The sequence below is a fragment of the Ideonella sp. genome (assembly GCF_036277275.1).
Classification (GTDB): Bacteria; Pseudomonadota; Gammaproteobacteria; order Burkholderiales; family Burkholderiaceae_C; genus Ideonella.
Genome location: NZ_DASUNH010000044.1, coordinates 44,753 through 71,197 on the forward strand (window position 1 = coordinate 44,753; position 26,445 = coordinate 71,197).

The 26,445-nt window shown below is 68.3% G+C and carries 20 protein-coding genes; 10 read left to right on the plus strand and 10 right to left on the minus strand.

What is annotated here, in order from left to right:
• Positions 1–73: 73 nt before the first annotated feature.
• A complete protein-coding gene (locus VFY73_RS09140; RefSeq protein ID WP_329717872.1) occupies positions 74–925 on the minus strand; it encodes a helix-turn-helix transcriptional regulator in 852 nt (283 codons plus the stop codon).
• Positions 926–1,041: 116 nt separating this feature from the next.
• Between VFY73_RS09140 and VFY73_RS09145 the strand changes: the two genes are divergently transcribed.
• A complete protein-coding gene (locus VFY73_RS09145) occupies positions 1,042–1,470 on the plus strand; it encodes a hypothetical protein (RefSeq protein ID WP_329717874.1) in 429 nt (142 codons plus the stop codon).
• 89 nt (positions 1,471–1,559) lie between these two features.
• On the opposite strand, the gene VFY73_RS09150 is transcribed toward VFY73_RS09145, so the two are convergent.
• The 4 genes from VFY73_RS09150 to VFY73_RS09165 all read right to left on the minus strand — a co-directional run bounded on the left by VFY73_RS09150 (position 1,560) and on the right by VFY73_RS09165 (position 6,017).
• Positions 1,560–3,140 (minus strand): N-acetylmuramoyl-L-alanine amidase, encoded by a 1,581-nt coding sequence (locus VFY73_RS09150; RefSeq protein ID WP_329717876.1) that lies wholly within the window; start codon positions 3,138–3,140, stop codon positions 1,560–1,562.
• Between the two features lie 346 nt (positions 3,141–3,486).
• Positions 3,487–3,984, minus strand: a complete 498-nt coding sequence (locus VFY73_RS09155) for a thioesterase family protein (RefSeq protein ID WP_329717878.1) — start codon at positions 3,982–3,984, stop codon at positions 3,487–3,489.
• Positions 3,984–4,829 (minus strand): NAD(P)-dependent oxidoreductase, encoded by an 846-nt coding sequence (locus VFY73_RS09160; RefSeq protein WP_329717880.1) that lies wholly within the window; start codon positions 4,827–4,829, stop codon positions 3,984–3,986. The genes VFY73_RS09155 and VFY73_RS09160 overlap by 1 nt, the downstream gene beginning before the upstream one ends.
• Before the next feature lie 180 nt (positions 4,830–5,009).
• The gene (locus VFY73_RS09165) at positions 5,010–6,017 is read right to left on the minus strand and encodes a LacI family DNA-binding transcriptional regulator (protein ID WP_329717882.1); all 1,008 of its coding nucleotides are present in this window, start codon (positions 6,015–6,017) and stop codon (positions 5,010–5,012) included.
• Positions 6,018–6,378: 361 nt separating this feature from the next.
• Here VFY73_RS09165 and VFY73_RS09170 point away from each other — a divergent pair, with 361 nt between their 5' ends.
• A complete protein-coding gene (locus VFY73_RS09170; protein WP_329717884.1) occupies positions 6,379–8,430 on the plus strand; it encodes a glycoside hydrolase family 48 protein in 2,052 nt (683 codons plus the stop codon).
• Positions 8,431–8,533: 103 nt separating this feature from the next.
• On the opposite strand, the gene VFY73_RS09175 is transcribed toward VFY73_RS09170, so the two are convergent.
• The gene (locus VFY73_RS09175; protein WP_329717886.1) at positions 8,534–10,354 is read right to left on the minus strand and encodes a sigma-54-dependent Fis family transcriptional regulator; all 1,821 of its coding nucleotides are present in this window, start codon (positions 10,352–10,354) and stop codon (positions 8,534–8,536) included.
• A gap of 265 nt (positions 10,355–10,619) precedes the next feature.
• Here VFY73_RS09175 and VFY73_RS09180 point away from each other — a divergent pair, with 265 nt between their 5' ends.
• The 8 genes from VFY73_RS09180 (at position 10,620) to VFY73_RS09215 (ending at position 21,822) form a co-directional block, all read left to right on the plus strand.
• Positions 10,620–12,092: a benzaldehyde dehydrogenase gene (locus tag VFY73_RS09180; protein WP_329717888.1), complete on the plus strand. Its 1,473-nt coding sequence runs from the start codon at positions 10,620–10,622 to the stop codon at positions 12,090–12,092.
• 21 nt (positions 12,093–12,113) lie between these two features.
• The gene (locus VFY73_RS09185; protein WP_329717890.1) at positions 12,114–12,890 is read left to right on the plus strand and encodes a coniferyl-alcohol dehydrogenase; all 777 of its coding nucleotides are present in this window, start codon (positions 12,114–12,116) and stop codon (positions 12,888–12,890) included.
• An 11-nt stretch (positions 12,891–12,901) separates the two neighbouring features.
• Positions 12,902–14,056 (plus strand): ABC transporter substrate-binding protein, encoded by a 1,155-nt coding sequence (locus tag VFY73_RS09190; protein ID WP_329717892.1) that lies wholly within the window; start codon positions 12,902–12,904, stop codon positions 14,054–14,056.
• A gap of 63 nt (positions 14,057–14,119) precedes the next feature.
• Complete coding sequence (locus VFY73_RS09195; RefSeq protein WP_329717894.1) at positions 14,120–15,859, plus strand: DUF1302 domain-containing protein; 1,740 nt, start codon at positions 14,120–14,122, stop codon at positions 15,857–15,859.
• An 18-nt stretch (positions 15,860–15,877) separates the two neighbouring features.
• Positions 15,878–17,233, plus strand: coding sequence for a DUF1329 domain-containing protein (locus tag VFY73_RS09200; protein ID WP_329717896.1), 1,356 nt, complete (start codon positions 15,878–15,880; stop codon positions 17,231–17,233).
• 95 nt (positions 17,234–17,328) lie between these two features.
• Complete coding sequence (locus tag VFY73_RS09205; protein ID WP_329717898.1) at positions 17,329–18,330, plus strand: WD40/YVTN/BNR-like repeat-containing protein; 1,002 nt, start codon at positions 17,329–17,331, stop codon at positions 18,328–18,330.
• 20 nt (positions 18,331–18,350) lie between these two features.
• Positions 18,351–20,891: an efflux RND transporter permease subunit gene (locus VFY73_RS09210; RefSeq protein ID WP_329717900.1), complete on the plus strand. Its 2,541-nt coding sequence runs from the start codon at positions 18,351–18,353 to the stop codon at positions 20,889–20,891.
• Positions 20,872–21,822 carry an alpha/beta hydrolase gene (locus tag VFY73_RS09215; RefSeq protein ID WP_329717902.1) on the plus strand — a complete coding sequence of 317 codons (951 nt, stop codon included), beginning with the start codon at positions 20,872–20,874 and terminating at the stop codon, positions 21,820–21,822. The genes VFY73_RS09210 and VFY73_RS09215 overlap by 20 nt, the downstream gene beginning before the upstream one ends.
• An 80-nt stretch (positions 21,823–21,902) precedes the next feature.
• On the opposite strand, the gene VFY73_RS09220 is transcribed toward VFY73_RS09215, so the two are convergent.
• The 4 genes from VFY73_RS09220 to VFY73_RS09235 form a co-directional block, all read right to left on the minus strand.
• Complete coding sequence (locus VFY73_RS09220) at positions 21,903–22,943, minus strand: hypothetical protein (RefSeq protein ID WP_329717904.1); 1,041 nt, start codon at positions 22,941–22,943, stop codon at positions 21,903–21,905.
• A gap of 84 nt (positions 22,944–23,027) precedes the next feature.
• Entirely contained in the window at positions 23,028–24,089 is a 1,062-nt protein-coding gene (locus tag VFY73_RS09225) for a hypothetical protein (protein WP_329717906.1), read from the minus strand.
• Between the two features lie 277 nt (positions 24,090–24,366).
• Positions 24,367–24,993: a hypothetical protein gene (locus tag VFY73_RS09230; protein ID WP_329717908.1), complete on the minus strand. Its 627-nt coding sequence runs from the start codon at positions 24,991–24,993 to the stop codon at positions 24,367–24,369.
• A 297-nt stretch (positions 24,994–25,290) separates the two neighbouring features.
• Entirely contained in the window at positions 25,291–26,349 is a 1,059-nt protein-coding gene (locus VFY73_RS09235) for a hypothetical protein (protein ID WP_329717910.1), read from the minus strand.
• Positions 26,350–26,445: the final 96 nt, after the last annotated feature.

Genomic DNA, 26,445 nt, shown 5'->3' on the forward strand with positions numbered 1-26,445 from the left:
AGCAGGGACTGGGTATGGTTATCGCAGGCTATGGCCGCACTGTCCGTCACCCCCGCGACGCGCGCGGCCCGGGTTAGCCCTGTGATGCAGCCGCCATCGCGGCCAGGGCCTTGGCCGTCGTTTCGTCTGCCGGAAAGAAGGCTTCGATGGCCAACTCCGACAGCGTCACCTCGACCGGCGTGCCGAAGACGGTGATGGTGCTGATGAAGCTGAGCAGGCCGGCCGGCGAATGCAATTGCAGCGGCACGGCAATGTCGACGATTCCGCGAGGGGCGGGGGGCGCCTCGGTGCAGCCTGCCGGCAGGGGCAGGGCACGCAGTTCGTCGGCCAGCGCGGCCAGCGCGGGGTCACCACTGGTGTGCACCTGGTGCGCCAGCCGCTCGAACAGGTGCTCGCGCCACGCGGCGAAGTTGGCGATGCGCGGGGCCAGGCCGTCGGGGTGCAGCGACACGCGTAGCACGTTGACCGGCGGCGTCAACAGCTCGGCGGGGAGGTCGGCCATGAAAGCCGAGGCGGCGCGGTTGTGGGCAACGAGGTTCCAGTGCCGGTCGACCGCCAATGCGGGATACGGGTCGTGGGCATGCAGCACGCGCTGCACTGCGGCATAGGCGGGCTGTAACGCGGGGTCGGCCAGCGGCCGCTCTCGGTACATCGGCGCGTAGCCGGCGGCCGTGAGCAGCCGGTTGCGCTCGCGCAGCGGCACATCCAGCCGCTCGGCCAGACGCAGCAGCATCTCGCGGCTGGGCAGTGCGCGGCCGGTTTCCATGCAGCTCAGGTGCCGGGTCGAGACCTCGGCTTCGCTCGCCAGGTCGAGCTGGCTCCAGCGGCGGTGCTGGCGCCAGTGGCGCAGCAATTCGCCGACGGGGGCGTTGGCGGCGCTCGGCGCGCCGGCGGGGGCAGGGCGGGTGAGGGTGGCGGCTTCCATGCAGCAACGATAGCGCCATGCGACTTGACCGCCATGACCTGTGAGGTCATCGACGTGCTGACCCGCCGCGCCGACGATGACCTCACCTCGAACCCCAACCCCCGAAGGAGATGACCATGTCCCGCCTGACGATGACACCGTTTTTGCGCAACGTGCTGCGTGTGGATGCCGTGCTGAGCGGCCTGACGGCGCTGGCATTGATGGCCGATGCCGATCAACTGGCCGCTTGGACCGGGCTGCCTGCGGCGGTGTTGACGGGGATCGGCGTGGCGCTGCTGCCGTGGACGGCTCTGCTGGCGTGGCTGTCCGGCCGTACGCTGGTGGCCACCGCAGCGGTCGGCGCGGTGGTGGCGCTGAATTTCGTCTGGATGCTCGACTGCGCGATGGCGGCGTTCGGCGCCTTCGGCTCGCCACTGGGCCTGGGCATCGCGATGCTGACCGTGCAGGCCGTGGGCACCTTCGTGATCGCCGAGCTGGAATGGATCGGGATGCGGCGTGCGAGCCGGTCATCGGCGGCGCACGGTGAACGCGCATTCGCCGGCTGACCTTGGTCGATCGACGAACGACCACTCGCTCACCGAGGGGGCGGACAGGGTGCCCGCCCCCCAAGCGCATCAAGCGCTCAGCTCAGGCGTCAGGACGCGCCGATCGAGAAGGTCGGCTTGCTGCCCGCCTTGCCCGGAACCACCTGCTGCGCGCTCGGCGTGCAGGTCACGTTGTGGTCGACCGGCTTGGTCTTCACATCGTCGATGTCCTTCAGCGTGGTGCGCAGGCCGAAGGTGGCTGCCGGCTGCGGCGAGGTCACGTTGCACGAGAAGGTGTACTTCAACGGCGACGGCGTCTTTTCGCTGTAGGTCACCGTGCCGCCGGTGCAGGTCCAGCCGGCCGGGCAGCTGACGATCTCGACCGTGGCCGTGACCGCGAATTCCGGGTAACCCTTGTAGGGCACCTTGACCGGAATCGGCACGCCTTGCAGACCGGTGCTGTCGGCAATCTTGGGCACCTTGAACAGCTCGCAGGGCTTGCCCTCGCCGGTCAGCCGGTAGCCCTTCTCGACGCCCTTCATCGCCGCGGTGCGGAACACCGGGTCTTGCAGCGCGGCCGCGTCGGTCGGGTTGGTGTGGAAGCCTGCTTCGATGATCACCGAGGGCATGGTCGCCAGGGAGTTCTCGCCCAGGTTGTCGCGCGCGCCGGCGGATTTCGGCACCGTGTATTCCTCGTAGCCCTCTTTCGCGTGGATCAGCTCGCCCATGTAGCAGAGCATGTTGTCGGCCAGTGTCTGGTCGGCCGTGCGCCCGGTGTGATAGAAGGCCCGCGCACCGGTGGCGCTGGCGTCGGCGGCGTTGGTGTGCAGGTGGATCACCGTGGTCGCGCCGACGTGGTTGGCGAACAGCGGCCGGCTGCGGATGTCTTCGTTGCGCTCACGCAGGTTGCTGGTGTCGTTGGGCTTCGAGTGCCAGATCTCGGGATTGTTCGGGTAGGTGTCTTCGAGGTAGTAGCGCGCACCCATCTTCCACCACTCTTGTGTGCTCGGTGCGTGGATGGTGGTCGCGGTCGAACGAGCGAGCAGTGTCGTCGCGCTGCTGCGTGCGACCAGCCAGGTCGACAGCTCGTTGGCGAAGGCTGGCGTGATGAAGTCTTCGGTGATCCCGTTGCTCGGGTCACGCTGGGCACGCCAGTCGTTGAATCCGTAGTGGCGATAGACGCCATGGCCCGCACCCAGGACGACCGTACCGGCTTGGGTCCTGGGGCGGCTGCTCGAGCCTTCCGGGCGCGCCGGCGGCCGGTCTTCGGGGAAGTAGTCGTAGATGTCGCGCCCGCCGATGCGGAACTTCACCGCGCGCACCGAGCTGCGGTCGCGCAACTGTTCTTCAGCAGCGGTCGCCAGTTCGTGCAGCAGGTCTTCGAACTCGGCGCCGTACCACTTGGGCAGGAACTCGACGCTGAGGTTCAGCGTCAGCACATCGCCTTTGGTGTTCAGCGAGGCGGCGACGCTGACATGCTTGCCCTGGCCTTCGATGCGTCTCTGGGCATCGACCCGGCGCTGGATGTCGCGCCCGATCGTCGACTCGATCTGGCTGCGGCTCCACTGCGTGGCGGGGGTGGCCGCGCCTTCTTGCGCGAACACCGGTGTGCTCAGGCTCAGCACTGCAGCCGACGCGGCGGCCATCAGGCTCAGCATGCCAACGCGGGAACCGCTTTTCAAACGAACCATCGTCTCCTCCTGTGGTGGACAAGCAGGAGGGCAACGGTCCATACGGCAACAGCCCGAAACGGTCGACTGCCGACAGAAGTGATCGCCGAACATGCCTCCCTGCGATCAACCGTTCGGCCGGGCTGATGCAAGCCAGTCTGGGCATCTGTGGCGTTAGCGTCAACGTAAAAATTGCGCCGACTTGAAACAGAGTGGTGTGGGCGCCGCTCGGCGTGATCGACGCCGCGGTGCCGGATCATGGTTGCCGGCCGCGAATGAGTCTTTCGCCCCAAGGCGCCAGCGTCAGCCTGCGAGCACCGTGGTTGGTGCGGCGAGGTATGTCGTTACCTGCGCCAGTTGATGTGCGTCAACTGATCATGTAAGCAGCCGCCGCTGTGGCGATCAGCGTGCCTTCGTCATTGGTCAATCGCATCTGGGTGGCGGCGACCCGGCCGCCAAGGCGGGTGACTTCGGCCGAGGCGGTGAAGTGCCGTCCCAGGCCCTGGCGCAAGTAGTCGACACGCAGGTCGATGGTGCCGACGCGGCCGAAGCGGTGGGTGACCTGCTCCAGCACTTCGTCGGCGTGCTTCTCCGCCAGCGCGACCATGATCGCGAATCCGCCCATCGCGTCCAGCGTGGCCGAGATCACGCCGCCGTGCAGCCGGCCCGAGCCGTAGTGGCCGATCAGGTCGTCGCGCATTTCGAAGCGCAACGTGGGTGCGGTGGGCGCGAGTGAGACCACCTTCAACCCGAGCGTCTCGTTGAAGCGGATGCGCTTTTCGAAGATCTCGACCAGCGACTTTTCCAGGCGCTTCTGCTCCGCGGCGCTGCGCCGGGCCGGTGGGGAACTGGTCGAGGAGGGCATCAGTCGAGGAAGAAGTCGGGCAGGAAATTCTTGGTGCCCGGCTCGACACTGTAAGGCTCGAGGTCGGTGATGCCGTTGGCGGCCAGCACTTCGTCGTCGATGAAGAAGTTGCCGCTGGGCGCGGGCGCCGGGTTGGTCAGGATGAACCATGCGGCGTCGGACATGATCTCGGGCTTGCGGCACAGCTTGGGGTCGACGCCCGGGATCATCTGCAGCGCGGCGGTGGCGATCGCCGTGCGCGGCCACAGGCTGTTGACGGCGATGCCGATGCGCTTGAACTCTTCGGCGTGACCGAGCGTGCACATGCTCATGCCGTATTTGGCCATCGTGTAGGCCACGTGGTTGGCAAACCAGTGCGGCTTCATGCTCAGCGGCGGCGACAGCGTCAGCACCTGCGGCGCGCGGCCGGCCTTGGCGCTGGCCGTCAGCGCGGGCAGACAGGCTTGCGTGCAGCAGAAGGTGCCGCGCGCGTTGACGCCGTTCATCAGGTCGAAGCGCTTCATCGGCGTGGCAGCCGTGGGTGTCAGGTTGATCGCGCTGGCGTTGTTGACCAGGATGTCGATGCCGCCGAACTGCTCGATCGTCTGCGCGACGGCCTTGGCCACCTGCTCTTCGTCGCGGATGTCCGTCTGCAGCACCAGGGCCTGGCCACCGGCGGCGCGCACGGCTTCGGCGGCGCTGTGCAGCGTGCCGGGCAGCTTGGGGTTGGGGTCGACGGTCTTGGCGACCAGCGCGATGTTGGCGCCGTCGGCCGCGGCCTTGGTGGCGATCGCCAGGCCGATGCCGCGCGATGCGCCGGTGATGAACAGCGTCTTGCCTTTGAGGCTGCGCTCTGAAGTGCTCATGGGCTTGTCTCCTCAGGGGTGTCTCGAGCCTTTGATCCTACGGGCTGCGACCGTTGGTGACACGGCCTGCGGATGCGATTAGGGCCTGTGCACGACACGCTTCTGGCGTGATGCGGCCAGGCTTTGCGTCAATCAGCTGACGCACTGCGGCGGCACGTCACCGGCGTCACCGGCGTCGTGTCACAGCCGTCGCGTGGTCTCGCGCACGATCAGCTGCAGGCCCGGCACCTCGACCTGAGGGACGTCGCGGCCCAGCAGGCGCAGCAGCGCGGTCGCGGCGTGGCGACCGATCTCGTGCAGCGGCTGGCGCACCGTGGTCAGCGCCGGCGTCATGAAGGCAGATGCCGGCATGTCGTCGACACCGACCAGCGAAATGTCGTCCGGCACGCGAACGCCGCGCCGGTACAGCGCGACCCGGGCGCCGTAGGCCATCTGGTCGTTGGCGGCGAAGACCGCGGTGAAGGGCGCGCCGGCGTCGAGCAGGCGGTTCATCGCCAGCAGGCCACTGGTCTCGAGGAAATCCCCTTGGGCGCACAGGGCCGGGTTGGGCTCGATGCCGTACTCGCGGTGCGCGCGGCAGTAGCCGGCGTGGCGCTGCAGCGCGTCGGTCTGGCTCTGCGGCCCGGCGATGAAGGCGATGCGCCGGTGTCCGTGGGCCAGCAGGTGGGCGGTGGCCAGGTAGCCGGCTTCGTCCTGGTCGACCCACTTGGCGCTGAGGTTCGGGCCACTGAGGTCGCGGCCCGCCACCGCCACCGGCTGGATGCGCGCGAACTCGATCAACTGCTCGTCGGTCAGGTGGCCGGCCAGCACGATCAGACCGTCGATGCGCCGCTCGACCAGCAGCCGGATGCGCGCCGCTTCCTCGGACGCGTTCCACAGCCCGCTGACGATGATGGGCACGTTGCCGCTGTCGGCCAGGCCCTCTTCGATGCCGCGCAGCATGCGGGTAAAGAAGGGGCTCTCCAAGTCTTGCACGACCACGCCGACCGACATCGTCGTGCCCGTCTTCAGGCTGCGTGCCGAGGGGTTGGGGCGGAAGTTGAGCTCGCGGATCGTCGCCTCAACCGCCAGCCGCTTGCGCTCGCTGACACCGGCGCTGCCGTTGACCACGCGCGACACCGTGCTCGGCGACACGCCGGCCTTGCGGGCGACTTCGAGGATGGTGCTGGCGGGGTGCATGGCCTGCATGGTCAGGAGGGTTCCAGGTCGTGACTCCAGTCGAGCCAAGGGGTGATGAAGCGTCGACGCGGCGAGTATCGAATGCTGTGCCGGATGGTAACGATTTCAGTTCTGAAGTGCAGTGGCCGGCGTGGTGAAGGGCCAACGAATCCACCTATGTGAATTCCGATTGGAGCGTTCTCAATCGGGCTCGAATTTGGTTACAACAATGGGGGTCGAGACTGACAACGTTTTCAGTTTGCCTTGCGTAGACTTTTCAGCGCCGCTCCTCTCAGGTCGGCCTTAGAACAACTCTCAACGGTACGGATGGTGCGTGGCCCGTATCGACACGCTCAAGTCTGACAACGTTTTCAAACTCAGGAGACCCGACATGCAAACCTCCAGGCGCTCGCTGAAGCGCATCACGCAGGCGGTGACGACCGCGGTGCTGGCGATGGCCACCGGCCACGCGATGGCCGAAGACGCCGAGCTGGCGACCCAGTTCGAAAAGCGCTTCTCGGCCCAGTACAAGAAGATCAAGGACCCGGCAAACGGCTACTTCAGCCCCGAAGGCATTCCGTACCACTCGCCGGAGACGCTGATGGTCGAGGCGCCCGACTATGGGCACGAGACCACGTCCGAGGCCTACAGCTTCTGGCTCTGGCTCGAGGCCTACCACGGCCGCCAGACCGGTGACTGGGCCCCACTGAAGAAGGCGTGGGCCAACATGGAGAAGTACATGATTCCGTCGGCGGCCGACCAGCCGACGAACGCCTTCTACAACGCCGCCAAGCCTGCGTCCTATGCCGGCGAACACCCGCTGCCCAAGGACTACCCGTCGCAACTCGAGTTCGGCGTGCCGGTCGGGCAGGATCCGATCGGCACCGAGCTGGAGACGGCCTACGGCACCCGCAACATCTACGGCATGCACTGGCTGATGGATGTCGACAACTGGTACGGCTACGGCAAATGCGGCGATGGCGTGACGCGCGCCTCGCTGATCAATACCTTCCAGCGCGGCGCGCAGGAGTCGGTCTGGGAGACGGTGCCGCACCCGTCGTGCGACACCTTCCGCTGGGGGCGCAACGGTGGCACGCAAGGCTTCCTGAGCCTGTTCACCGCCGACTCGAACTACGCCAAGCAGTGGCGTTACACCAACGCGCCGGACGCCGATGCGCGCGCTGTCGAGGCGGTGTACTGGGCCAACGTCTGGGCCAAGGCACAGGGCAAGGGCGCCGAGGTGGCTGACCTGGTGAAGAGCGCCGCGAAGATGGGCGACTACCTGCGCTACTCGATGTTCGACAAGTACTTCAAGAAGGTCGGCAACTGCGTCGGCGGCCCTTACAACTGCCAGGCCGGCACCGGCCAGCCCAACGGCCAGGGCTTTCGCGACAACCAGCACTACCTGCTGAGCTGGTACTACGCCTGGGGCGGCGCGAACGACACCAACGCCGGCTGGGCCTGGCGCATCGGCAGCAGCCACAACCACTTCGGCTACCAGAACCCGATGGCAGCGTGGGTGCTGTCGACCAACGCCGAGTTCAAGCCGAAGTCGGCCAGCGGCCAGGCGGACTGGGGCAAGAGCCTGACGCGCCAGCTGGAGTTCTACCGCTGGCTGCAGTCGGCCGAGGGCGGCATTGCCGGCGGCGCGACCAACAGCTGGGGCGGCTCGTACGAGACGCCGCCGAACGGCACCGCCACCTTCTACGGCATGTTCTATGACGAGAAGCCGGTCTACCACGACCCGGCCTCGAACACCTGGTTCGGCTTCCAGGCCTGGTCGATGTTCCGTGTTGCCGAGTACTACCACGCCACCGGCGATGCCAAGGCCAAGGCGGTGCTGGACAAGTGGATCCCGTGGGCGTCGAAGAACGTGCGGTTCAAGGACGACGGCAGCTACACGATCCCGTCGACGATGGAGTGGAGTGGCCAGCCCGACAACTGGAACCCGAACGCACCGGGCGCCAACGCGGGCCTGCACGTGAAGGTGACCAAGCGCAATGCCGACGTCGGCATCACCGCGGCACTGGCGCGCACGTTGATCTACTACGGCGCCAAGGCCAACGACGCGGCGGCGAAGACGCTTGCGAAGCGCCTGCTCGATGCGATGTGGACCAACGCCAAGGACGCCAAGGGCCTGGCCGTGCCGGAGAAGCGCGAAGACTACCTGCGCTTCGACGATGCGTATGACGCCAACACCGGCAGCGGGGTCTACGTGCCGGGCGGCTGGGTCGGCACCAACGCACAGGGCGCCACCATCGATGCGAACAGCACCTTCCTGAGCCTGCGGCCCAAGTACAAGCAGGATCCGGATTGGCCGAAGCTGCAGGCCTACCTGAACGGTGGTGCGGCACCGACCTGGAAGTACCACCGCTTCTGGGCCCAGGCCGACGCCGCGATGGCGATGCTGGACTACGCGATGCTGATCGAAACGCCCTGGTAGAAGGGCGCTGAGAACGCGCGGCCGCCGGGTTCACCGGGGCCGCGCAGAGGCGTGCCTCGGCTTGGGGTTTCGTCGGCCTGCCGGGTTCGCAAGTGATGGGCGTTCAGGCGCCGGCCTGCGGCTCGCGCGCCTTCTCCAGCCGGTAGGCGAACTGGGCACGCGTCAGGCCGAGCTTGCGCGCGGCCGCGGCGAGGTTGCCGTTCTCGGCATCGGCCGCTTCCTGAAGCAGGCGCCGCTCCAGCGCGTCGAGCGAGACGCAGCCATCGTTGCCGCGCATGGCGCCACTCAGCAGGTCCAGCAGGCGCTGGGGCTCGGCGCCGTTCTTCGGCGACGTCAGCGTGCCGTGGGCGCCGATGGCCAGCAGCGCCTCGTCGCTGAGCTGCTCGCGGCGGAACATGTGGGCCACGTCGATGGCGACGCCGTCTTCGGCCGAGATCACACCGCGCTCGATCAGGTTCTGCAGCTCGCGGATGTTGCCGGGAAAGGCGTAGTGCAGCATCGCGCGCACGGCGCGCGGGGTGTAGCCGGTGGGGTGGCGGCCATGACGCTCGGCCTCGCGGCGCAGGAAGTGGTTCATCAGCAGCGGGATGTCGTCGCGCCGCTCGCGCAAGGGGGGCAGGTGGATCGGGTAGACGTTGAGTCGGTAGTACAAGTCCTCGCGGAAGCGCCCGGCGTTGACTTCGGCCTGCAGATCCACGTTGGTGGCGGCCACCACGCGCACGTCCACGCGGAGGGTGCGCGTGCCGCCCACGCGCTCCACCTCGCCTTCCTGCAGCGCGCGCAGCAGCTTGCCCTGGCTCACCAGGCTCAAGGTGCCGATCTCGTCGAGGAACAGTGTGCCGCCGTCGGCGCGCTCGAAGCGGCCCGGGCGTGATTGCGTGGCGCCGGTGAAGGCGCCGCGCTCGACGCCGAAGAGTTCGCTCTCGATCAGCGTTTCGGGGATGGCGGCGCAGTTCACCGCGATGAAAGGCTGCTGGGTGCGCGCGCTGATGCGATGCAGGCGGCGCGCGAAGGCCTCCTTGCCGACGCCGGACTCGCCGGTGAACAGCACCGTGGCGCGGGTGCCGGCCACGCGGGCGAGCTGGTGGCAGGCCGAGTTGAAGGCGGATGAGGCACCGACGATCTCGTGGCGGTCATCTCCAGTGGCTTGGGACGAGGGCGTGGCGGTGTGGGGCACGTTGGCCAGTGCGGTTTCGGTGTCCGGCGGCGGCGAAGCGGTCGTGCTCAGGCGGCGGAAGTCCTTCGCCTCCAGGTAGCGCAAGTCCTCGCCGATGTCGCCCCAGGCCGCGGCGTGGCGGCCGATGACGCGGCACACGCCGGCGCCCATCGAGCGGCACTCGATCTCGCGAAAGATCACCAACTGGCCGAACAGGCTGGTCACGTATCCGGTGGCATAGCCCACCTGCGACCAGCAGGCCGCCTCGGTGCCGATGCCGTAGGCGGCGATGTGTTCGTCGTCCTCGCTCGAGTGCTCCCACAGGAATTCGCCCTCGTAGGTGCCGCGGTCGATGTCGAAGTCGAAGGCCAGCGGCGTGACCTTGACCACCCCCTCCAGTGCGTGCAGCCGCGTGCCGGCCATGAAGACGTTGGCCGCATCGGCCTGCGCCCAGCGCTCGCGCACCAGTTGCGCATCGCGCGCACCGGCCACATAGCCCGCGCGGGTCAGCAGGCCACGCGCGCGCTCGGTGCCCAGCGTATCGATCAGTTCGCGTCGCAGGTGGCCCATGGCCGAGCTGTGCATCAGCAGCATGCGCTGGTCGTTGAGCCAGATGCGCCCGTCGCCGGGCGAGAAGAACAGCGATTCGGTCAGGTCCGCCATCGTCGGGGCTTGGCCCTCGACGAAGTGCCCGCTGTCGCCGCGGCGCAGCATCGTGCCGGTCTGGCGGGCCACTTCGGCGAGGGAGATGCGGGGCGGCTTGGCCATGGCGATGGGTGCTTGATGAATTGATGAATTCGACCCGGCGGCGGGCACTGAATTGTTTTCAATTCATAACTATCTTGTGCCCAAGAAAACCCTGTATTGCGGCGCAACAAGAGGGGTAGGTGAAAGTCCCAGGGTTCGGAGATGTTTTCACTCTGAAAACAAATGCCGTCAACGGGTGCGCCGGCGGCCGGCGCCGAGGTGGGGGCACCGGCGCGGCACGGGCGTTGCACCCGAGGTGGGCAAGTCCACCCACGGGAGCCTGTCGATGACCACCTCTTTCCTCAACCACGCGCTGTGGCGCGAGCATGTCTACAGCGGCGGCTGGCGCGCCGCGTCGGCCACGGCCGATGTGATCGAGCCCGCCACTGGCGAGGTGCTGACGCGCAGCGGCCGCGCCGTGGCGGCCGATGTGGCCGGCGCGACGCGGGGTGCCGCTGCCGCCCAGCGCGCATGGGCCGCGTCGGGGCCGCGCGATCGGGCCGCGGTCTTCCACCGCGCGGCGGCGTTGTTCCAGCAGCATTTCGACGAGCTGGCGCTCTGGGTCACCCGCGAAACCGGCGCCATCCTGCCCAAGGGGCAGCACGAGATCCGCGAAGCGGTGGCCTTTTGCCAGATCGCTGCCTCGATGCCGATGCAGGCGCAGGGCCAGCTGCTGCCCAGCACGCCCGGCCGCATGAGCATCGCCCGGCGCGTGCCGCACGGCGTGGTGGGCGTGATCTCGCCATTCAACTTTCCGCTCATCCTCACGCTGCGGGTGGTGGCGCCGGCGCTGGCCGCGGGCAACGCGGTGATCATCAAGCCGGACCCGCGCACACCCGTGAGCGGTGGCCTGCTGATCGCGCAGGTCCTGGAGCAGGCGGGCCTGCCCGCGGGCGTGCTGCACGTGCTGCCCGGTGGTGCGGAGGTGGGCGAGGCGCTCGTCACCGACCCTGGCGTCGCGATGATTTCGTTCACCGGCTCGGCCGGCGCGGGCCGCCGTATCGGTGAGCTGGCCGGCAAGCACCTGAAGAAGGTCTCGCTGGAGCTGGGCGGCAGCAACGCGCTGATCGTGCTCGACGACATGGCCAGCGAAGCCGACCTGGATCTCGCCGCCAGCAACATCGCCTGGGGCGCGTGGCTGCACCAGGGGCAGATCTGCATGGCCAGCAACCGCGTGCTGGTGCATGAGTCCATCGTGGCGGCGATCACCGAACGACTGGTCGCGAAGGCCACGCACCTGCCGGTGGGCAACGGCGCCACGGGCCAGGTCGCGCTGGGCCCGTTGATCGACGAGCGCCAGCGCGACCGGGTGCACGCCACGGTCAGGGCCAGCGTGCAGGCTGGCGCGAACCTGCTGGCCGGCGGCCGCTACGACGGGCTGTTCTACCGACCCACCGTGCTGGCCGGCGTGAAGCCCGGCATGCCCAGCTTCGACGACGAGACCTTCGGCCCGGTGGTCAACCTCGTCACCTTCAAGACCGACGACGAGGCAGTGTCCCTGGCCAACACCGGCCACGGTGGCCTGGCGGCGGGCGTGCTGTCGACATCGGTCGGCCGCGCGCTGGCGGTGGGCCAGCAGCTCAAGGCCGGCATGGTCCACATCAACGACCAGACGGTCAACGACGACGCGGTGAACCCCTTCGGCGGTTCCGGCATCGCCGGCAACGGCAATTCGCACGGCGGCCCGGGTGACTGGGAGCAGTTCACCACCTGGCAATGGCTGACCGTGAAAGGCGCACCGACGCCGTTCCCGTTCTGAGCAAACAAGGAGACACTGACCATGAACGTCCAAGGCAAGACCATCGTCATCACCGGTTCCAGCTCCGGTATCGGCGCCGAGACCGCGCGCCTGCTGCGCTTGAAGGGTGCCAAGGTGATCGGGGTGGACCGCAACGACCCGATGATCACGCTGGATGGTTTCGTCCGGGCCGATCTGTCCGAGCAGGCCGCCATCGATGCAGCCTTCAAGCAGTTGCCCGAGCACTTCGACGCGCTGTGCAACGTGGCCGGCGTGCCCGGCACCGCGCCGGTGGATCTGGTGGCGCGCGTGAACTACCTGGGCCTGCGGCATCTGTGTACGCGCGCGCTCGAGCGGCTGCCTCATGGCGGGGCCGGTGGAGCGATCGTCAACATCTCGTCCATCCTTGGCGCCGAGTGGCCGGCTCGGCTTGACGTGCACAAGGCGCTGGCCGAAACGCCCAGCTTCGAGGCGGGCCTGGCCTTCCTGGCAAAGAACCCGGTGCCGCAGGCCACGTGCTACCAGTACTTCAAGGAAGCGTTGATCGTGTGGACCACCACGCAGTCGCAAACGTGGTTCCTCGAAAAGGGCGTGCGCATGAACTGCGTGGCGCCTGGCCCGGTGTTCACGCCCATCCTGGGCGACTTCGTGCAGATGCTGGGCGAAGAGCGCGTGCAGAAAGACGCCCACCGCATGAAGCGCCCCGCGCTGGCCGACGAGATCGCACCGGTGGTGGCCTTCCTGTGCGCCGACGAGTCGCGCTGGGTCAGTGGCATCAACCTGCCGGTGGACGGCGGGCTGGCATCGACCTACCTCTGAGGGAGACACGCATGCATCGCTTGTTTTGCCGGGTGGCGGGAACGCTCGTGCTGATCGCGGCGTCGAACGTTGCACTGGTGCCCACCGCCCATGCCGATATCACGATCGGCGTCAACCTCTCGCTCACTGGCCCGCTGTCGTCGCTGGGTCGGCCGGTCAAGGAATCGATGGCCCTGTGGCCGGCGCAGGTCGGCGGCGAGAAGCTGAAGGTCATCGTGCTCGACGATGGCTCGGACCCGCTCGCGGCGGTCAAGAACACGCGTCGTTTCATCACCGAGAGCCAGGTCGACCTGCTGCTCGGGTCGTCTGGCGTGCCGGCGGTGCTGGCGATGGCACCGGTGGCCGCCGAAGCCAAGACGGTGCAACTCGCCTTCGCGCCGGCGCCGCGGCCCGGCGGCAAGGACGACTGGACGTTTGCGCTGCCGCAGCCGGTGTCGCTGATGTCCGACGCCGTCGCCAAACGCATGGTGGCCGACAAGGTGCGGCGGATCGCCTTCCTCGGCTGGAACGAAGGCTATGGCGAGATGTGGCTGCAGGCTTTCGGCGCCTCGGCGAAAGAGGCCGGGCTCGAGATCGTGGCCACCGAGCGCTTCGCGCCGATCGACACGGGCATCACCGCGCAGACGCTGAAGGTCATCGCGGCCAAGCCCGACGCGGTGCTGATCGTCGGTGCCGGCTCGGCCGCCGCGATGCTGCAGATCAACCTGCGCGAGCGCGGCTGGGCCGGGCCGATCTACCAGACGCACGGCGCCGCGTCGCCCGACTTGATCCGCGTCGGCGGGCCAAAGATGGACGGCGCCATCCTGCCCGCCGGCCCGGTGCTGGTGGCCGAGCAACTGGCCGATGCGAACCCGATCAAGCCGGTGGCGCTGGACTACGTGAACGCCTTCGAGAAGGCACATGGCCCCAACAGCCGGACGCAGTTCGGTGCGCACGCCAACGACGCGCTCAAGGTGCTGCAACGCATCGTGCCGGCGGCGCTGAAGAACGGCAAGCCCGGCACGCCGGCGTTTCGCCAGGCATTGCGCGATGCGCTGGAAAGCGAGAGGGAAATCGTGCTCGCGCACGGCGTCCTGAACTACACGCCGACCAACCACGTGGGCTTCGACGAACGCGGCCGCGTGATGTTGAGGATCGAGAAGGGCCAGTTCCGATTGATCGAGTGACCCATCGAGTGACGACCTGAAGACCGCGGCCAACGAAGCCGCCCCGCAACTCCCGGAGACACCATGCCAAGACCCACCCGCCATGCGCTGGCGGTGGCGGCCGCGCTCGCGCTGCCCGCCGCCTCCCACGCCTTCGACATCGGGCTGCCCGACAGTGACCTGAAGCTGCGCCTGGACTTGACGCCCAAGTACAGCGCAGGCTACCGGCTCAACGACCCTTCGGCGGCGCTGACCCGCTTCGACGTGGCGGTGGACCCGGGCACCGTCAACGAAGACGACGGTGACCACAACTTCAAGAAGGGGCTGATCTCCAGCCGCTTCGACCTGCTCGGCGAACTGGACCTGACAGCCCCCGGCTTCGGCGCGCGCCTGTCGGGCAGCGCCTGGCGCGACAGCGTCTACCTGCGCCACAGCAGCTACCAGGGCACGCCGATCCATGCCGGTGGCATGCCGATCGGCGTGACGACCTCGACCTCGAACAACTTCACCGACCAGGAGGCCAACGAGTTCCTGCCCGACACCGTGCGCCAGCACGGCCGCGGCGGCGAGCTGCTCGATGCTTTCGTCTACGCCAAGGGCGACCTCGGTGGTATGAAGGGCACCGTGCGCCTGGGCCGCCACACCCTGCAGTGGGGCGAGAGCCTGTTCTTCGGCCAGAACGGCATCGCCAATGCGCAAGGCCCGGTGGACGTGGCCAAGATCGTCTCGGTGCCGGGCTGGCAGTTCAAGGAGGTTCTGCTGCCGGTGGAGCAGGTCTCGGGCTCGCTGCAGGTGGCCGAAGGCGTGTCGCTCGGGGCGTACTACCAGCTCAAGTGGCGGCCCAGCAAGATTCCCGGTGTCGGCAGCTACTTCTCGAACCAGGACTACGTCGGCGCCGGCACCGTCAACTTCGGCGTGGACGCCGAGGGCAACCCTGTTCTGCTGAGCTATGCCAAGGGCAAGGATCTGGAGCCGCGCGATGACGGCCAGGGCGGCTTGCAGTTGCGCTACAGCCCGACCGGCAGCGACTACGAGTTCGGCATCTACGCGGCGCAGTACCACGACAAGACCCCAGCCGTGCCGGTGTTCGACTTCGTCAACGGCAACCTGCACCTGGCCTATGCCGAGGACGTGCGCACCGTGGGCGCCAGCGTCACCTCGTCGGTCGGCCAATTGAACTGGGCGGTCGAAGGCTCGTTGCGCTGGAACGCGCCGCTGACCAGCGACCCGGCCGTGCTGGGCCTGGGCCCGGTCATCACCTGCGGCACCTCGAGCGCAGACCCCTGCTACGCCGTGGGCCGCACCGCGCACCTGCAGGTCTCGGGCATCTACGTGCTGCAGCCGGGCGACCTGTGGGGCGGCGGCGCGATGGTGGGCGAGCTGGCCTACAACCGCACGCTGAAGGTCACGAAGGACATCTTCGCTGCGGCCGATGGCTCCAGCCAAGGCCTCGGCGGGCTGGACCCGAACACCACCAAGGGCGCGTTCGCCTTCCGCATGCTCTTCGAGCCGCAGTACTTCCAGGTGCTGCCGGGGCTGGATCTGTCGGTGCCGGTGGGCGTGGGCTACAACTTCGGCGGCCGCTCGTCGGCGATCTTCAACTACGCCGGCGGCGCCTCGGAAGCGGGCGACTACAGCATCGGCGTGAAGGGCAGCTACCAGAACGACTGGAAGCTGGCCCTGACCTACACCGATTACTTCGGCACCGCCAAGACCTTCACCGAGACCCTGGTGCCGGGCAGCGGCTCGCCGCGCCAGCTCACCTTCGGCCAGTCGCTGAGAGACCGGGCCTACGTGGCCTTCAGCGTCGCGCGCACCTTCTAAGCCTCACGGAGACTCTTCATGCACCGCAAGCACATCCTGGCTGCGCTGATCGGCAGCCTCGCCTTCGCCACGCAGGCCGGCGCCGTCGTATCGGCCGACGAAGCCGCCAAGCTCAAGACCACGCTGACGCCGCTGGGCGCCGAGCGCGCCGCCAACAAGGAAGGGACCATCCCCGCGTGGGACGGCGGCCTCACCAAGGCCCCGGCCGGCTACAAGCCGGGCGACGCGCGGCCCGACCCGTTTCCCGGCGAGAAGCCGCTGTTGTCGATCAACGCCAAGAACATGGCGCAGTACGACGCGAAGCTCAGCGACGGCGTGAAGGCCCTGATGAAGAAGTACCCCGACTTCCGCATCGATGTCTACCCGACCCACCGCACCGCCGCCGCGCCGCAGGTCGTCTACGACAACACCTTCAAGAATGCGACCCGCGCCAAGCTGGTCGACAACGGGCACGGCACCGAGGGCGCCTACGGCGGCACGCCGTTCCCCATCCCCAAGGACGGCTACGAAGTCTTCCAGAACCACCGCCTCGCGTGGACGGGCACCTATGTGCAGGCGCCGGTGCGCGTCTGGGTGGTGACGGGTGACGGCCGCCGCGCGATGGCCTCGGGCGGCACGCAGAGCTTTCGCCGCCAGTACTACGACCCCGAAGGCAGCCTGGAGAAATTCGACGGCTACTACGCGCTGGGCAAGTTCGCGGTCAGCGAGCCCGGCTCCAAGGCGGGCGAGGCCATCCTCGCGCACGACAACCTGAACGCGAGCAACCCGCGCGGCCTGTGGCAATACCTGGTGGGCCAGCGCCGCGTGCGCAAGGCGCCCTCGGTGGCCTACGACACGCCCGATTCGGTGACCTCGGGCATCGGCCTGTTCGACGAAGCCTTCAACCTGTTCGGACCCGTCGACAAGCACAACCTCAAGCTGGTCGGCAAGCGCGAGCTCTACATCCCCTACAACAACAACCGCGCGGCATCAGCGAAGGTGGCCGATCTCGTCACGCCGAACACGCTGAACCCGAGCCTCGTGCGCTGGGAGCTGCACCGCGTGTGGGAGGTGGAAGCCACGCTCGCCGAAGGCAAGCGCCACGTGGTGCCCAAGCGCAAGTACTACATCGACGAGGACTCGTGGCAGATCATCCTCTTCGACGGCTGGGACGCGAAGGGCGAGCTCTGGCGCACCAACTACACGCTCACGCTGCTGGCGCCGGACATCCCCGCGCTGGTCGGCAACATGTTCTGGGGCGGCTACGACCTGCAGACGGGCGCCTACTACCTGAACATGGCCAGCAACGAGCTGAGCGTGCAGTACAAGCCGCTGGCGACGATGCCGCGCTCGTTCTTCAGCCCGGAGGAATTGGCCAACGAAGGAGCGAGATGACTCCCCCCCGAAGCGCCTTCGGCGCCTCCCCCCCAGGGGGGCGCCGCCAGCGGCCCGGCAAAGCCGGTTCCGCGGCGGCCGCTTGGTTCGGTTTGATGTTTGCTGCGGTCGTGCCTGTGGCTGCGGCGGCCGATGGGCCGGCGGCACTGGCTACGCCCGCGCTCGTCACGCCCAAGGCCCTGGGTGCCGCCACGCTGGCCGTGGCCCGCGCTGGCAAGCGCCTCGTGGCGGTCGGCGAGCGCGGCACGGTGCTGTGGTCGGATGACGGCGGCGCGCGCTGGAAGCAGGCGCGTGTGCCGGTGCAAGCCGGGCTGACCAGCGTGCGCTTCGTGGACGAACGCGTGGGCTGGGCGGCGGGTCACCTGGGCGTGATCCTCAGGACCGAGGATGGCGGCCAGTCATGGACCCGGCAGCTCGACGGCACGCAAGCCGCCGCCGCGCTGCTCGCCGCTGCCGGCAGCGACGAGCGCGCCCAGCGCAGCGCGCAGCGCTTGGTGGAGGAGGGCCCCGACAAGCCCTTCTTCGACCTCGAGGTGATCGACGCACAGCGCGCCGTGGCCGTGGGCGCCTACGGCCTGGCCTTCGCGACGCGTGATGGCGGCGCGCACTGGGCGCCGCTGCCCACGCACAGCGCGAACCCGAGGAGCCTGCATCTGTACGGCGCGCGGGCCGTCGACGGCCAGTGGGTCATCGCCGGTGAGCAGGGCCTGCTGATGAAGTCGGCTGACGCCGGCGCGAGCTTCACCGCGCTCGCCTCGCCCTACAAGGGCAGCTTCTTCGGCCTGCTGGCTGCGCGCTCCGGCACGCTGGTGGCCTACGGCCTGCGCGGCAGTGCCTGGCGCTCGGCCGATGCGGGCGCGAGCTGGGACAAGGTCGATCTCGACACCGCCATCACGCTGCAGGCCGGCGTGGAACGTGAAGGCGAGCTGGTGCTGCTCGGCCAGACCGGCGAGCTCTTCGTGAGCCGCGACGACGGCCGCAGCTTCACCTCGGCCGAGGCGCCGGCCGGCCCGCTGCCTGCCGCGGGCTTGAGCCTCGCGCCCGACGGTGCCTGGGTCATCGCCAGCCTGCGCGGCACGCGCCGCGCCACCCCCTGAATCTCAACCGACCCCACGCGATGCACGCCCCCGACACGCTCGCCGCCCAACCGGTGGTGGCCCGACTCGAAGACTTCGATACCGCCTCGGGCTCGCTGCCTGAGCGCCTGCTGTTCAACCACCGCCCCTGGGTGATGCTGCTGTGCCTGCTGGCCACGCTGTTCTTCGGCTGGCAGGCCACGCGGCTGACGCTGAACGCCAGCTTCGAGAAGACCATCCCCACGCTGCACCCCTACATCGCCAACTACCTGGCCCACCAGGCCGACCTGGGCGGGCAGGGCAACGCGGTGCGCATCGTCGTCGAGGCGAAGAACGGCTCGATCTACGACAAGCATTACCTTGAGGTGCTGCAGAAGATCAGCGACGAGGTCTACCTGATGCCGGGCGTGGACCGGCCGTTCATGAAATCGCTGTGGACGCCCAGCACCCGCTGGGTCGCGGTGACCGAAGACGGTCTGGACGGCAACACCGTGATGGGAGACTCGTACGACGGCTCGCCGCAGGCGCTGGCCGAGGTGCGCGCCAACGTCGAGCGCTCGGGCGAGATCGGGCAGATCGTGGCCGGCGATGCGCGCTCCAGCATCGTCTTCGTGCCGCTGCTGAGCGTGAACCCCAAGACCGGCCAGGCGCTGGACTACGGCGAGCTCGGCCGCCAGCTCGAAGCGCTGCGCGCCCGGTACGACAGCGAGGCGATCGGCATCTACATCACCGGCTTCGCCAAGGTGATGGGCGACCTGATCGAGGGCCTCAAGCAGGTTCTGCTGTTCTTCGCCGTCGCGCTGGTGATCTGCGCCGTCGTGCTCTACGGCTATACACGCTGCGCGCGCAGCACCGCGCTGGTCGTTGCTTGCTCGCTCGTCGCGGTGGTGTGGCAGGCGGGGCTGCTGGCGCTGCTGGGCCATGCGCTGGACCCGTACTCGGTGCTGGTGCCCTTCCTCGTCTTCGCCATCGGCATGAGCCACGGCGCGCAGAAGATGAACGGCATCATGCAGGACGTGGGCCGCGGCACCCATCGGGTCGTGGCCGCGCGCTACACCTTCAGGCGCCTGTTCGTCGCGGGCCTGACGGCGCTGCTGTGCGACGCGGTGGGCTTTGCGGTGCTGGCGCTGATCCGCATCCAGGCGATCCAGGAGCTGGCGGTCGTGGCCAGCATCGGCGTGGCCGTGCTGATCTTCACCAACCTGGTGTTGCTGCCCATCCTGCTGTCGTATGTGGGCGTGAGCCCGGACGCGGCGCGGCGCAGCCTGCGCGACGACCCGAGTTTCAACCCCGACATCGAAACCACCGGTACCGTCACGAGCAGAGGTTGGCTGTGGCACATGCTGGATCGCTTCACGCGCCGCGGCCCGGCGCTGGCGGCCATCGTCATCGCGACTGGGCTGGCCGTGATCGGCTATGCCATCAGCACGCGGCTGAACGTGGGCGACCTCGATCCCGGTGCGCCCGAGCTGCGCGCCGACTCGCGCTACAACCGCGACAACGACTACGTGACCGCGCACTACGCGGCATCGAGCGACATCCTGGTCGTCATGGTCTCGACCCCTGAAGACCAGTGCACGCGCTACGGCACGCTGGCCAAGGTCGACCAGCTGGCCTGGCAGCTCGAGCAGCTGCCCGGTGTCGAATCGACCAACTCGATGGCGGCGCTGTCGAAGCTGGCGATGGTGGGCTACAACGAGGGCCAGCTGAAGTGGTATGAGCTGATCCCCAACGACAGTGCGCTGGGCGGGGTGCAGACGCGTGCACCGCGCGAGCTGTTCAACCAGGGCTGCTCGTTCCTGTCGCTGTACGTGTACCTGAAGGACCACAAGGCCGAGACGCTCACCAGCGTGGTCGAGACCGCCGAGGCTTTCATCGCAGAGCATGGTGCCCCTCGCCCCGTGAGTACACGGGTCGATCCCCCGGGGGGATCGGGCCTTGCTTGGGGCGGCCCGGCGCTGCGGCCCGATGCCGGCCCGGAGGTTCGCTTCATGCTCGCCGCCGGCTCGGCCGGCATCGCGGCGGCCACCAACATCGTCGTCAAGCAGGCGATGCGCGAGATGCTTTGGTGGGTCTATGGCGCGGTCGTCGTGCTGTGCTGGGTGACCTTCCGCTCGTGGCGCGCGGTCGTCGTCGCCGTGCTGCCGCTGGTGCTCACCTCCATCCTCTGCGAGGCGCTGATGGTTGGCCTCGGGATGGGCGTGAAGGTCGCCACGCTGCCGGTGATCGCGCTGGGCGTGGGCATCGGGGTGGACTACGCCCTCTACGTGCTCAGCGTGATGCTGGCGCGGCTGCGTGCCGGCGAGACGCTGTCGGCCGCCTACCTGCACGCGCTGCAGTTCACCGGCCGCGTGGTCCTGCTGACCGGCATCACGCTGGCGCTGGCGGTGGGCACCTGGGCGCTGTCGCCGATCAAGTTCCAGGCCGACATGGGCATCCTGCTGGCGTTCATGTTCGCCTGGAACATGGTCGGCGCGCTCGTGCTGTTGCCTGCGCTGGCCCATTTCCTGTTGCGGCCAGCGCGTGCCGCGCACCCCCACCCGAACCCGTTGGAGACGACCGATGCTCGACAAGCAGCTTGAAGCGATGATGTTGCAGGCCCAGGCGGCCGGCCTGCCGGACCTGTGCGACCCGCCACCCGAGGCTTGCCGCGGCCTTTACCGCCAGATCCTTGCCGCGGCGGACGTGCCGCCGGCCGACGTGGGCGTGAGCGAGTACCGCGACCAGCCCGGTGATTCGCCGGTGCACGTCCGTGTCTACACCCCCCGCGGCGGCGGCCGCGGCGCGGAGGGGCCGCTGCCGGTGATCGTGTACTGGCACGGCGGCGGCTATGCGCTGGGGGATCTCGACGGCTACGACAACGTGTGCCGCCAGCTCTGCCACGACACCGGTGCGATCGTCGCGTCGGCCGCGTACCGGCTGGCGCCGGAGCACCCGTTTCCCGCCGCCCCCGAAGACGCGTGGGCCGCCCTGCAATGGGTGGCCGAGCACGCACGCCGTTTCGGTGGCGACGCGTCGCGCCTGGCGGTGGCCGGTGACAGCGCCGGCGCGGTGCTGGCCACGGTCGCGGCCATCCGCGCCCGCGACGCTGCCGGCCCGGCGATCCGCCTCCAGGCGCTGGTCTATCCGCCGGCCGCCGGCGGCCACGATGGCGACTATCCGTCGCGCCAGCAGCACGCCCTCGGCCCGACGCTGACGCTGCGCACGATCGACTACTTCAACCGCCATTTCTTCGGTCCCGCGGCGAGGGCGCCGGACTGGCGTGGCGCGCCGCTGCTGTCGCCCAGCCTGGCCGGCCTGCCGCCCACATTGCTGCAACTGGCCGCACACGACCCGCTGCGCGACGAGGCCCTGGCCTACGGCGAGGCCTTGCTGGCTGCAGGCAACGCCGTGACCCTCGTCGAATACCACGGCCTGGCCCATGGCTACATCAGCATGGGCGGCGCCATCGGGGCCGCGCGGTTGGCACAGCTTCAACTGGCATCGGCGCTGCGCACGGCGCTGCAGCGCTGAGCGAGCCGGCGGACGGTGGGCCAGGCCGGAGCGGCCTGGCGTCATGGGGCGACGGGTGGCCCCGACGTCATGGCCGTGCCTCAGCGCCTCAGCGGTGTCGCGACGAACGCCCCCTTGTTGCCTTCGCCGACGATCACGCCGTCGTCGTTGATGTCGTAGACCCACAGATCGCGCCAGTCTTCGGCGCTGTCGTCGAGCAGCGCCGACAGGAAATAGCACTGGCCTTGGTGGACCAGCACCGCGGTCTGCGAATAGCGGACGCGGAAGTTGCCGACCACCTGGCCGTGGTTGTTGATCGCCGACGGCATGAGGGTGTTGCCGGCGCAGGTGGGCATCGCCTTCATGGTGCCGTCCTTGTAGACGAAGGCCTGAGACCCGGCGGGGTAGCTGCCGTACGAGCGGCCGACCACATAGCCGGCCTCGTTGATCGCAGTGGCCTCGCTGTTGTCTTCGCCCAGCGTGCCGAGGTCTTGCATCACACCGTCTTGCCACAGGTAGGCGTGGGTGACGGCTTTGCCGTTGACGAGGGCGCCGGCGCCGCCGACCACCTGCCCGCTGTTGTTGATGCCGTACACCTGGTTGCCGGCGCCACCCAAGGTACCCAGGTCGGCCATCTGGCCGTCGCGGTAGATCCATGCGCCGTACCTGGTCTTGCGGTTGACCGTGCAGGTGTAGTTGCCCACGGCGACACCGGCGTCGTTGATGGCTGCGCTGGCGCTGGACTTGGTGCCCGTGCAGGGCAGCAGCGGGCCCAGGTTGAGCGGCGTGCCTGCGCTGTCCCACAGGTAGGCATTGGGGTAGATCGAGCCCGCCACTTCACGCCGGATGTTGATGGTCTGGCCGTTGTACATCGCCGAGGCCGCCGGTCCTTGCATCTGCTGCGGCCGCCGGCCGTCCAGCATGAAGGGGATGTAGCCGAAGTTGTCGACCCTGGACCAGCCGACGACGACGCCGTCGTTGTTGATCGATCGCGCCGAGTGAGCTTTCAGGTGGCCGGTCTCGTCGCGCTTGACCTTCTCGATGCGGTACATCGGCGGGGTGCCCGCGATCGCGGCAGACGCAGCCAGGGTGATCAGGGCCAGCGCCACGCGCGGCAGGGCTTGGGTAAGCGGGTGAGTCATGTTCGACCTTTCGATTGGGGCCTGTTAACACTACGGAGGCCCATCGGGTCTCCGTAGTGTTAACAGGCCCTAGGCGCGGGCGGGTCAGCGCTTGACCGGGGTGGCGATGAAGCCACGCCATTTGTTGTCGAAATTGCCGGTGCCGACGATCACGCCGTCATCGTTGATGTCGTAGGCGCGCAGCTGCCACCAGTCCTTGCCGCTGTCGTCCAGCAGCGCGTTCAGCGGATAGCAGCGGCCATCCTGGATCAGCGCGGCCTCGTAGCGCTTGAGCAGGTAGCTGCCGACGATCTGGCCCTTGTTGTTGATCGCCTCGGTGATCACCCGGTTGCCGGCACAACGTGGCAGCGGGTGCATCGTGCCGTTGACGTAGACGAAGCTTTCGGCGTCGCCGTCCGGCGCGTTCGAGCGGCCGATGATCTGGCCCAGGTCATTGACGGCCGTGGCCTCGCTCTCGGCGTGGCCGGGCAGGGTGCCGATGTCGGTCATCACGCCGTTGTGCCACGAGAACGCATGCATGCGACGCTTGCCGTCCTGCGGCGGGTATTCGGATGAGCCGACCACCTGGCCGAACTTGTTGATGCCGATCGCCACGGTGTTCCCGTTGCCGAAGTCCGGCAGCTTGGACAGGCTGCCGTTGTAGAAGATGAACGAGCCGTATTCCCAGCCGCCGCTGTTGTCGCAACTGAAGGTGCCCACCGCGGCGCCGGCGTCATTGACGCTGTAGGCGTAGCTGCGGACGACCCGATCGCACGCGATCAGCGCGCTCAGGTCGGTGGCAACGCCGTTCGCGTCCCACATCGCGGCCTGTGACTCGTTGTAGCCCACGGCGACGCCGTGGTTGTTGACACCGTAGGCGCCGCCACGGAGCGAGCCCTGGGTGTCGAGCTTGCGGGTCTTGCCGTCCGCGCGAAGGAAGGCCGCCTGCATGCCCTCGAAGTCACGACCCTGGCCCGCGACGGTGCCGTTGTTGGCGATCGCGTAACCGGTCGTCGGGCGGATCGACTTGCCCTTGTCGATGACCTCGATGTGGTAGAGCGGCGGCGCAGCGAGCGCGGCAGTGGTCGTACAGGCGACGAACGCGGCGAGGGCGACCGCCGCACACCGGCTTGGCGTGGCGGCGCGAGGGGGAATCGAGGCGGGCATTGCGGGTCCTTTCAGGCGAAAGCGCTGAGGCGTGGGGCGCAGGGGCGCCCCGTGGGCGCCCGGGTGCTCTTCGTGGTCGTTCGAACGATCGTGGCAGTCAGTCAAACTGATGGATTATTTGAGTGGCATACTGGGCGAGGACCGGATGTTAGGCGGGTGCACCGGGGCGACGCAAGCCGCATCGGGGTCGCTCCGCCGTCAAGCCTGGGGATGGCGCCGGCGAGCCATCTCTGCTTCGGCGGCGGCCGAAGTCGCGCGCACCGGCCCGCGTGCCGCGTCAGGAGCCGGCACTGGTCGGCAACGACGGGGGGCGATGCTCGGGCCGCACCGGGCGCCGGAAGCGCAGCAGCGGGATATCGTGCCGCCAGGACGCGCCAGGGCGCAGCAGCCACTCGGGCAGCGTCATCGCGAACGCGTCTTCCAGTGACGGCGGCCTGCGTTCGCCGAGCACCACTGCCGTGTGCCGGATGCTCTCGGCAAGCGAATCGCTGGGGCCGTGGGCGGTCAGGCCGAAGGTGGCCCAGCGCTCGCCGAATGCGCCGACTTCGAACTCGGCCAAGTCGACTTCGCAGCGCGGGCTCACGTCCGCCGCCTGGACCTTGGCCGCCGCGCCCGGCGCGGCCATGCGGATTTCGACCGGCTGCCGGCCGGCCGTGTCGAACAGGCGCTGCCAGCGCCGCCCGATCAGATCCACCGGCACCGCGTCGGGCGGGGGATCGTGTTTCGAGATCAGGTCGAACCACAGCGAAACGTCGCCCTCGAACGGTGGCGCGTTGCAGGCCTCCGGCAGCGAAGTCTGGTAGGCCTTGATGCTGATGGAGGCGCCCCGGCGGCGGATGTCCCAGCGCGGGTGGCCTTCCCAGCGCAGGTGGGTGTCGGCGCAAGACCGGCCGCCCCCCACCATGCACCCGTGATGGACAGAGCTTCGGAACCACACTGCAAACGCCGAGGGCGTCGCGTGCGGCCAGAACCATCGGATTTCTGCGGTTAGCGCCATGTGTCCCTCCGCTGTCGATGAGTGCCCTGCACCGGAGCACAGGTTGCCTCGGACGGGGCAGCCCTACTGGGCAGAGGGTGACTGGCGTCGCCCGGGGCTGCGCCGTCACCAACCAACAGCACGGGCAATTGGCGCGCCCGCACGGTCGGCGGCTGAAGGGCGCATCGCTGCGGCCCTGCATACCGGCGAACGAGGGCCCACGCGTCAGCGGCGAACTGGTGTCGCGATGAACCCGCGAAGCTGGCGGTTCAGGAAGCCGTAGCCGACGATCACGCCCTTGTGGTTGATGTCGTTGATGGTGAGCTCTTCCCAGCCGGTGCCACTGGCGTCCAGCAGGTCGACCAGGTGGTAGCAGTGACCGTTCTGGAACAGATAGCCCTCTTGTTCGATTGCGGTGTTGGCGACGATGTCGTCGTGGTTGTTGATCGCCACTGGGTACATCGCGCGGTCGTCGTTGCAGTTGTGCAGCTTGCGCGCCGACGTACCGTCGTGAAGGTACAACTGCACCTTGCCGGCCTGGTCGTCGGCGATCACTGCCATGTGGCCGAGGTCGTTGATGGCTTTCGCATTGCTGAACTGGCCGCCGCCCAGCGTTCCCAGGTCGCGCATCACGCCTTTGTCCCAGACGAAGGCATGGCTGACGCTCTTGCCTTGGCCGTCAGGCGGCAGCGTGGAAATGCCCACGACCTGACCCAGGTTGTTGATGTCGTTGGCGCGGGCGTCGCCGCCGCCCAGATCGCCGACCGGCGTCACCGTGCCGGCGTGGTAGACAAATGCATGGTTGAACCAGTTCCGCTCCCAGCACTCGAGCGCGACCAGCACTTCGCTGTTGTTGTTGATGTCCACGGCCCGAGTGTTTCTGCCGCCGTCGTCGGCGTCGCAAGGGATCAGCGAGTCGAGGTCGGTGGAATGGCCAGTGCTGTCCCAAATGACGGCGGTGGAGTTGAGGCTGGAGTGGCCGGCCGATTCGCCCAGTTTGTTGACCGACCACACCTCGGGAAATGCGCGATCCGGGCTTTCCATCCGGTGGGTCTTGTGGTGCCTGCGGATGAGCGGGGCGGTGTAGGGGCCGTCGCCGATGCGGCCAAAGCCGACAACGATGCCGTTGTCGCTGATGGCGGTGGCATTGTCCGGCTGGACGCCCTCCGGCCGATCCAGCTTCTGAATGCTGTAGAGCGGTGCGGCGACAACGCCACCGGCAAAGGCCAGGGTGGCCGCGGCCAGCGCGGAACGCGCGGCCGTGAGACTGTGTTGGAAAGTCATGATGACGTCCTTCTAGCGAGTTAGTGGGGTGCATCATGACTGAAAAACGGACCGGCCATGGTCAAGAAATGTTCCTGACAGGCCGGCCCTCTTTCA

Excerpts from the sequence above, each read along its gene's own strand:
- VFY73_RS09205 (WP_329717898.1), top strand. The coding sequence starts at position 17,329 with ATGTTTGCTGCGGTCGTGCCTGTGGCTGCGGCGGCCGATGGGCCGGCG.
- VFY73_RS09180 (WP_329717888.1), top strand. The coding sequence starts at position 10,620 with ATGACCACCTCTTTCCTCAACCACGCGCTGTGGCGCGAGCATGTCTAC.
- VFY73_RS09220 (WP_329717904.1), bottom strand. The coding sequence starts at position 22,943 with ATGACTCACCCGCTTACCCAAGCCCTGCCGCGCGTGGCGCTGGCCCTG.
- VFY73_RS09160 (WP_329717880.1), bottom strand. The coding sequence starts at position 4,829 with ATGAGCACTTCAGAGCGCAGCCTCAAAGGCAAGACGCTGTTCATCACC.
- VFY73_RS09170 (WP_329717884.1), top strand. The coding sequence starts at position 6,379 with ATGCAAACCTCCAGGCGCTCGCTGAAGCGCATCACGCAGGCGGTGACG.
- VFY73_RS09140 (WP_329717872.1), bottom strand. The coding sequence starts at position 925 with ATGGAAGCCGCCACCCTCACCCGCCCTGCCCCCGCCGGCGCGCCGAGC.
- VFY73_RS09175 (WP_329717886.1), bottom strand. The coding sequence starts at position 10,354 with ATGGCCAAGCCGCCCCGCATCTCCCTCGCCGAAGTGGCCCGCCAGACC.
- VFY73_RS09215 (WP_329717902.1), top strand. The coding sequence starts at position 20,872 with ATGCTCGACAAGCAGCTTGAAGCGATGATGTTGCAGGCCCAGGCGGCC.
- VFY73_RS09225 (WP_329717906.1), bottom strand. The coding sequence starts at position 24,089 with ATGCCCGCCTCGATTCCCCCTCGCGCCGCCACGCCAAGCCGGTGTGCG.
- VFY73_RS09195 (WP_329717894.1), top strand. The coding sequence starts at position 14,120 with ATGCCAAGACCCACCCGCCATGCGCTGGCGGTGGCGGCCGCGCTCGCG.
- VFY73_RS09185 (WP_329717890.1), top strand. The coding sequence starts at position 12,114 with ATGAACGTCCAAGGCAAGACCATCGTCATCACCGGTTCCAGCTCCGGT.
- VFY73_RS09145 (WP_329717874.1), top strand. The coding sequence starts at position 1,042 with ATGTCCCGCCTGACGATGACACCGTTTTTGCGCAACGTGCTGCGTGTG.
- VFY73_RS09155 (WP_329717878.1), bottom strand. The coding sequence starts at position 3,984 with ATGCCCTCCTCGACCAGTTCCCCACCGGCCCGGCGCAGCGCCGCGGAG.
- VFY73_RS09190 (WP_329717892.1), top strand. The coding sequence starts at position 12,902 with ATGCATCGCTTGTTTTGCCGGGTGGCGGGAACGCTCGTGCTGATCGCG.
- VFY73_RS09235 (WP_329717910.1), bottom strand. The coding sequence starts at position 26,349 with ATGACTTTCCAACACAGTCTCACGGCCGCGCGTTCCGCGCTGGCCGCG.
- VFY73_RS09230 (WP_329717908.1), bottom strand. The coding sequence starts at position 24,993 with ATGGTGGGGGGCGGCCGGTCTTGCGCCGACACCCACCTGCGCTGGGAA.
- VFY73_RS09210 (WP_329717900.1), top strand. The coding sequence starts at position 18,351 with ATGCACGCCCCCGACACGCTCGCCGCCCAACCGGTGGTGGCCCGACTC.
- VFY73_RS09150 (WP_329717876.1), bottom strand. The coding sequence starts at position 3,140 with ATGGTTCGTTTGAAAAGCGGTTCCCGCGTTGGCATGCTGAGCCTGATG.
- VFY73_RS09165 (WP_329717882.1), bottom strand. The coding sequence starts at position 6,017 with ATGCAGGCCATGCACCCCGCCAGCACCATCCTCGAAGTCGCCCGCAAG.
- VFY73_RS09200 (WP_329717896.1), top strand. The coding sequence starts at position 15,878 with ATGCACCGCAAGCACATCCTGGCTGCGCTGATCGGCAGCCTCGCCTTC.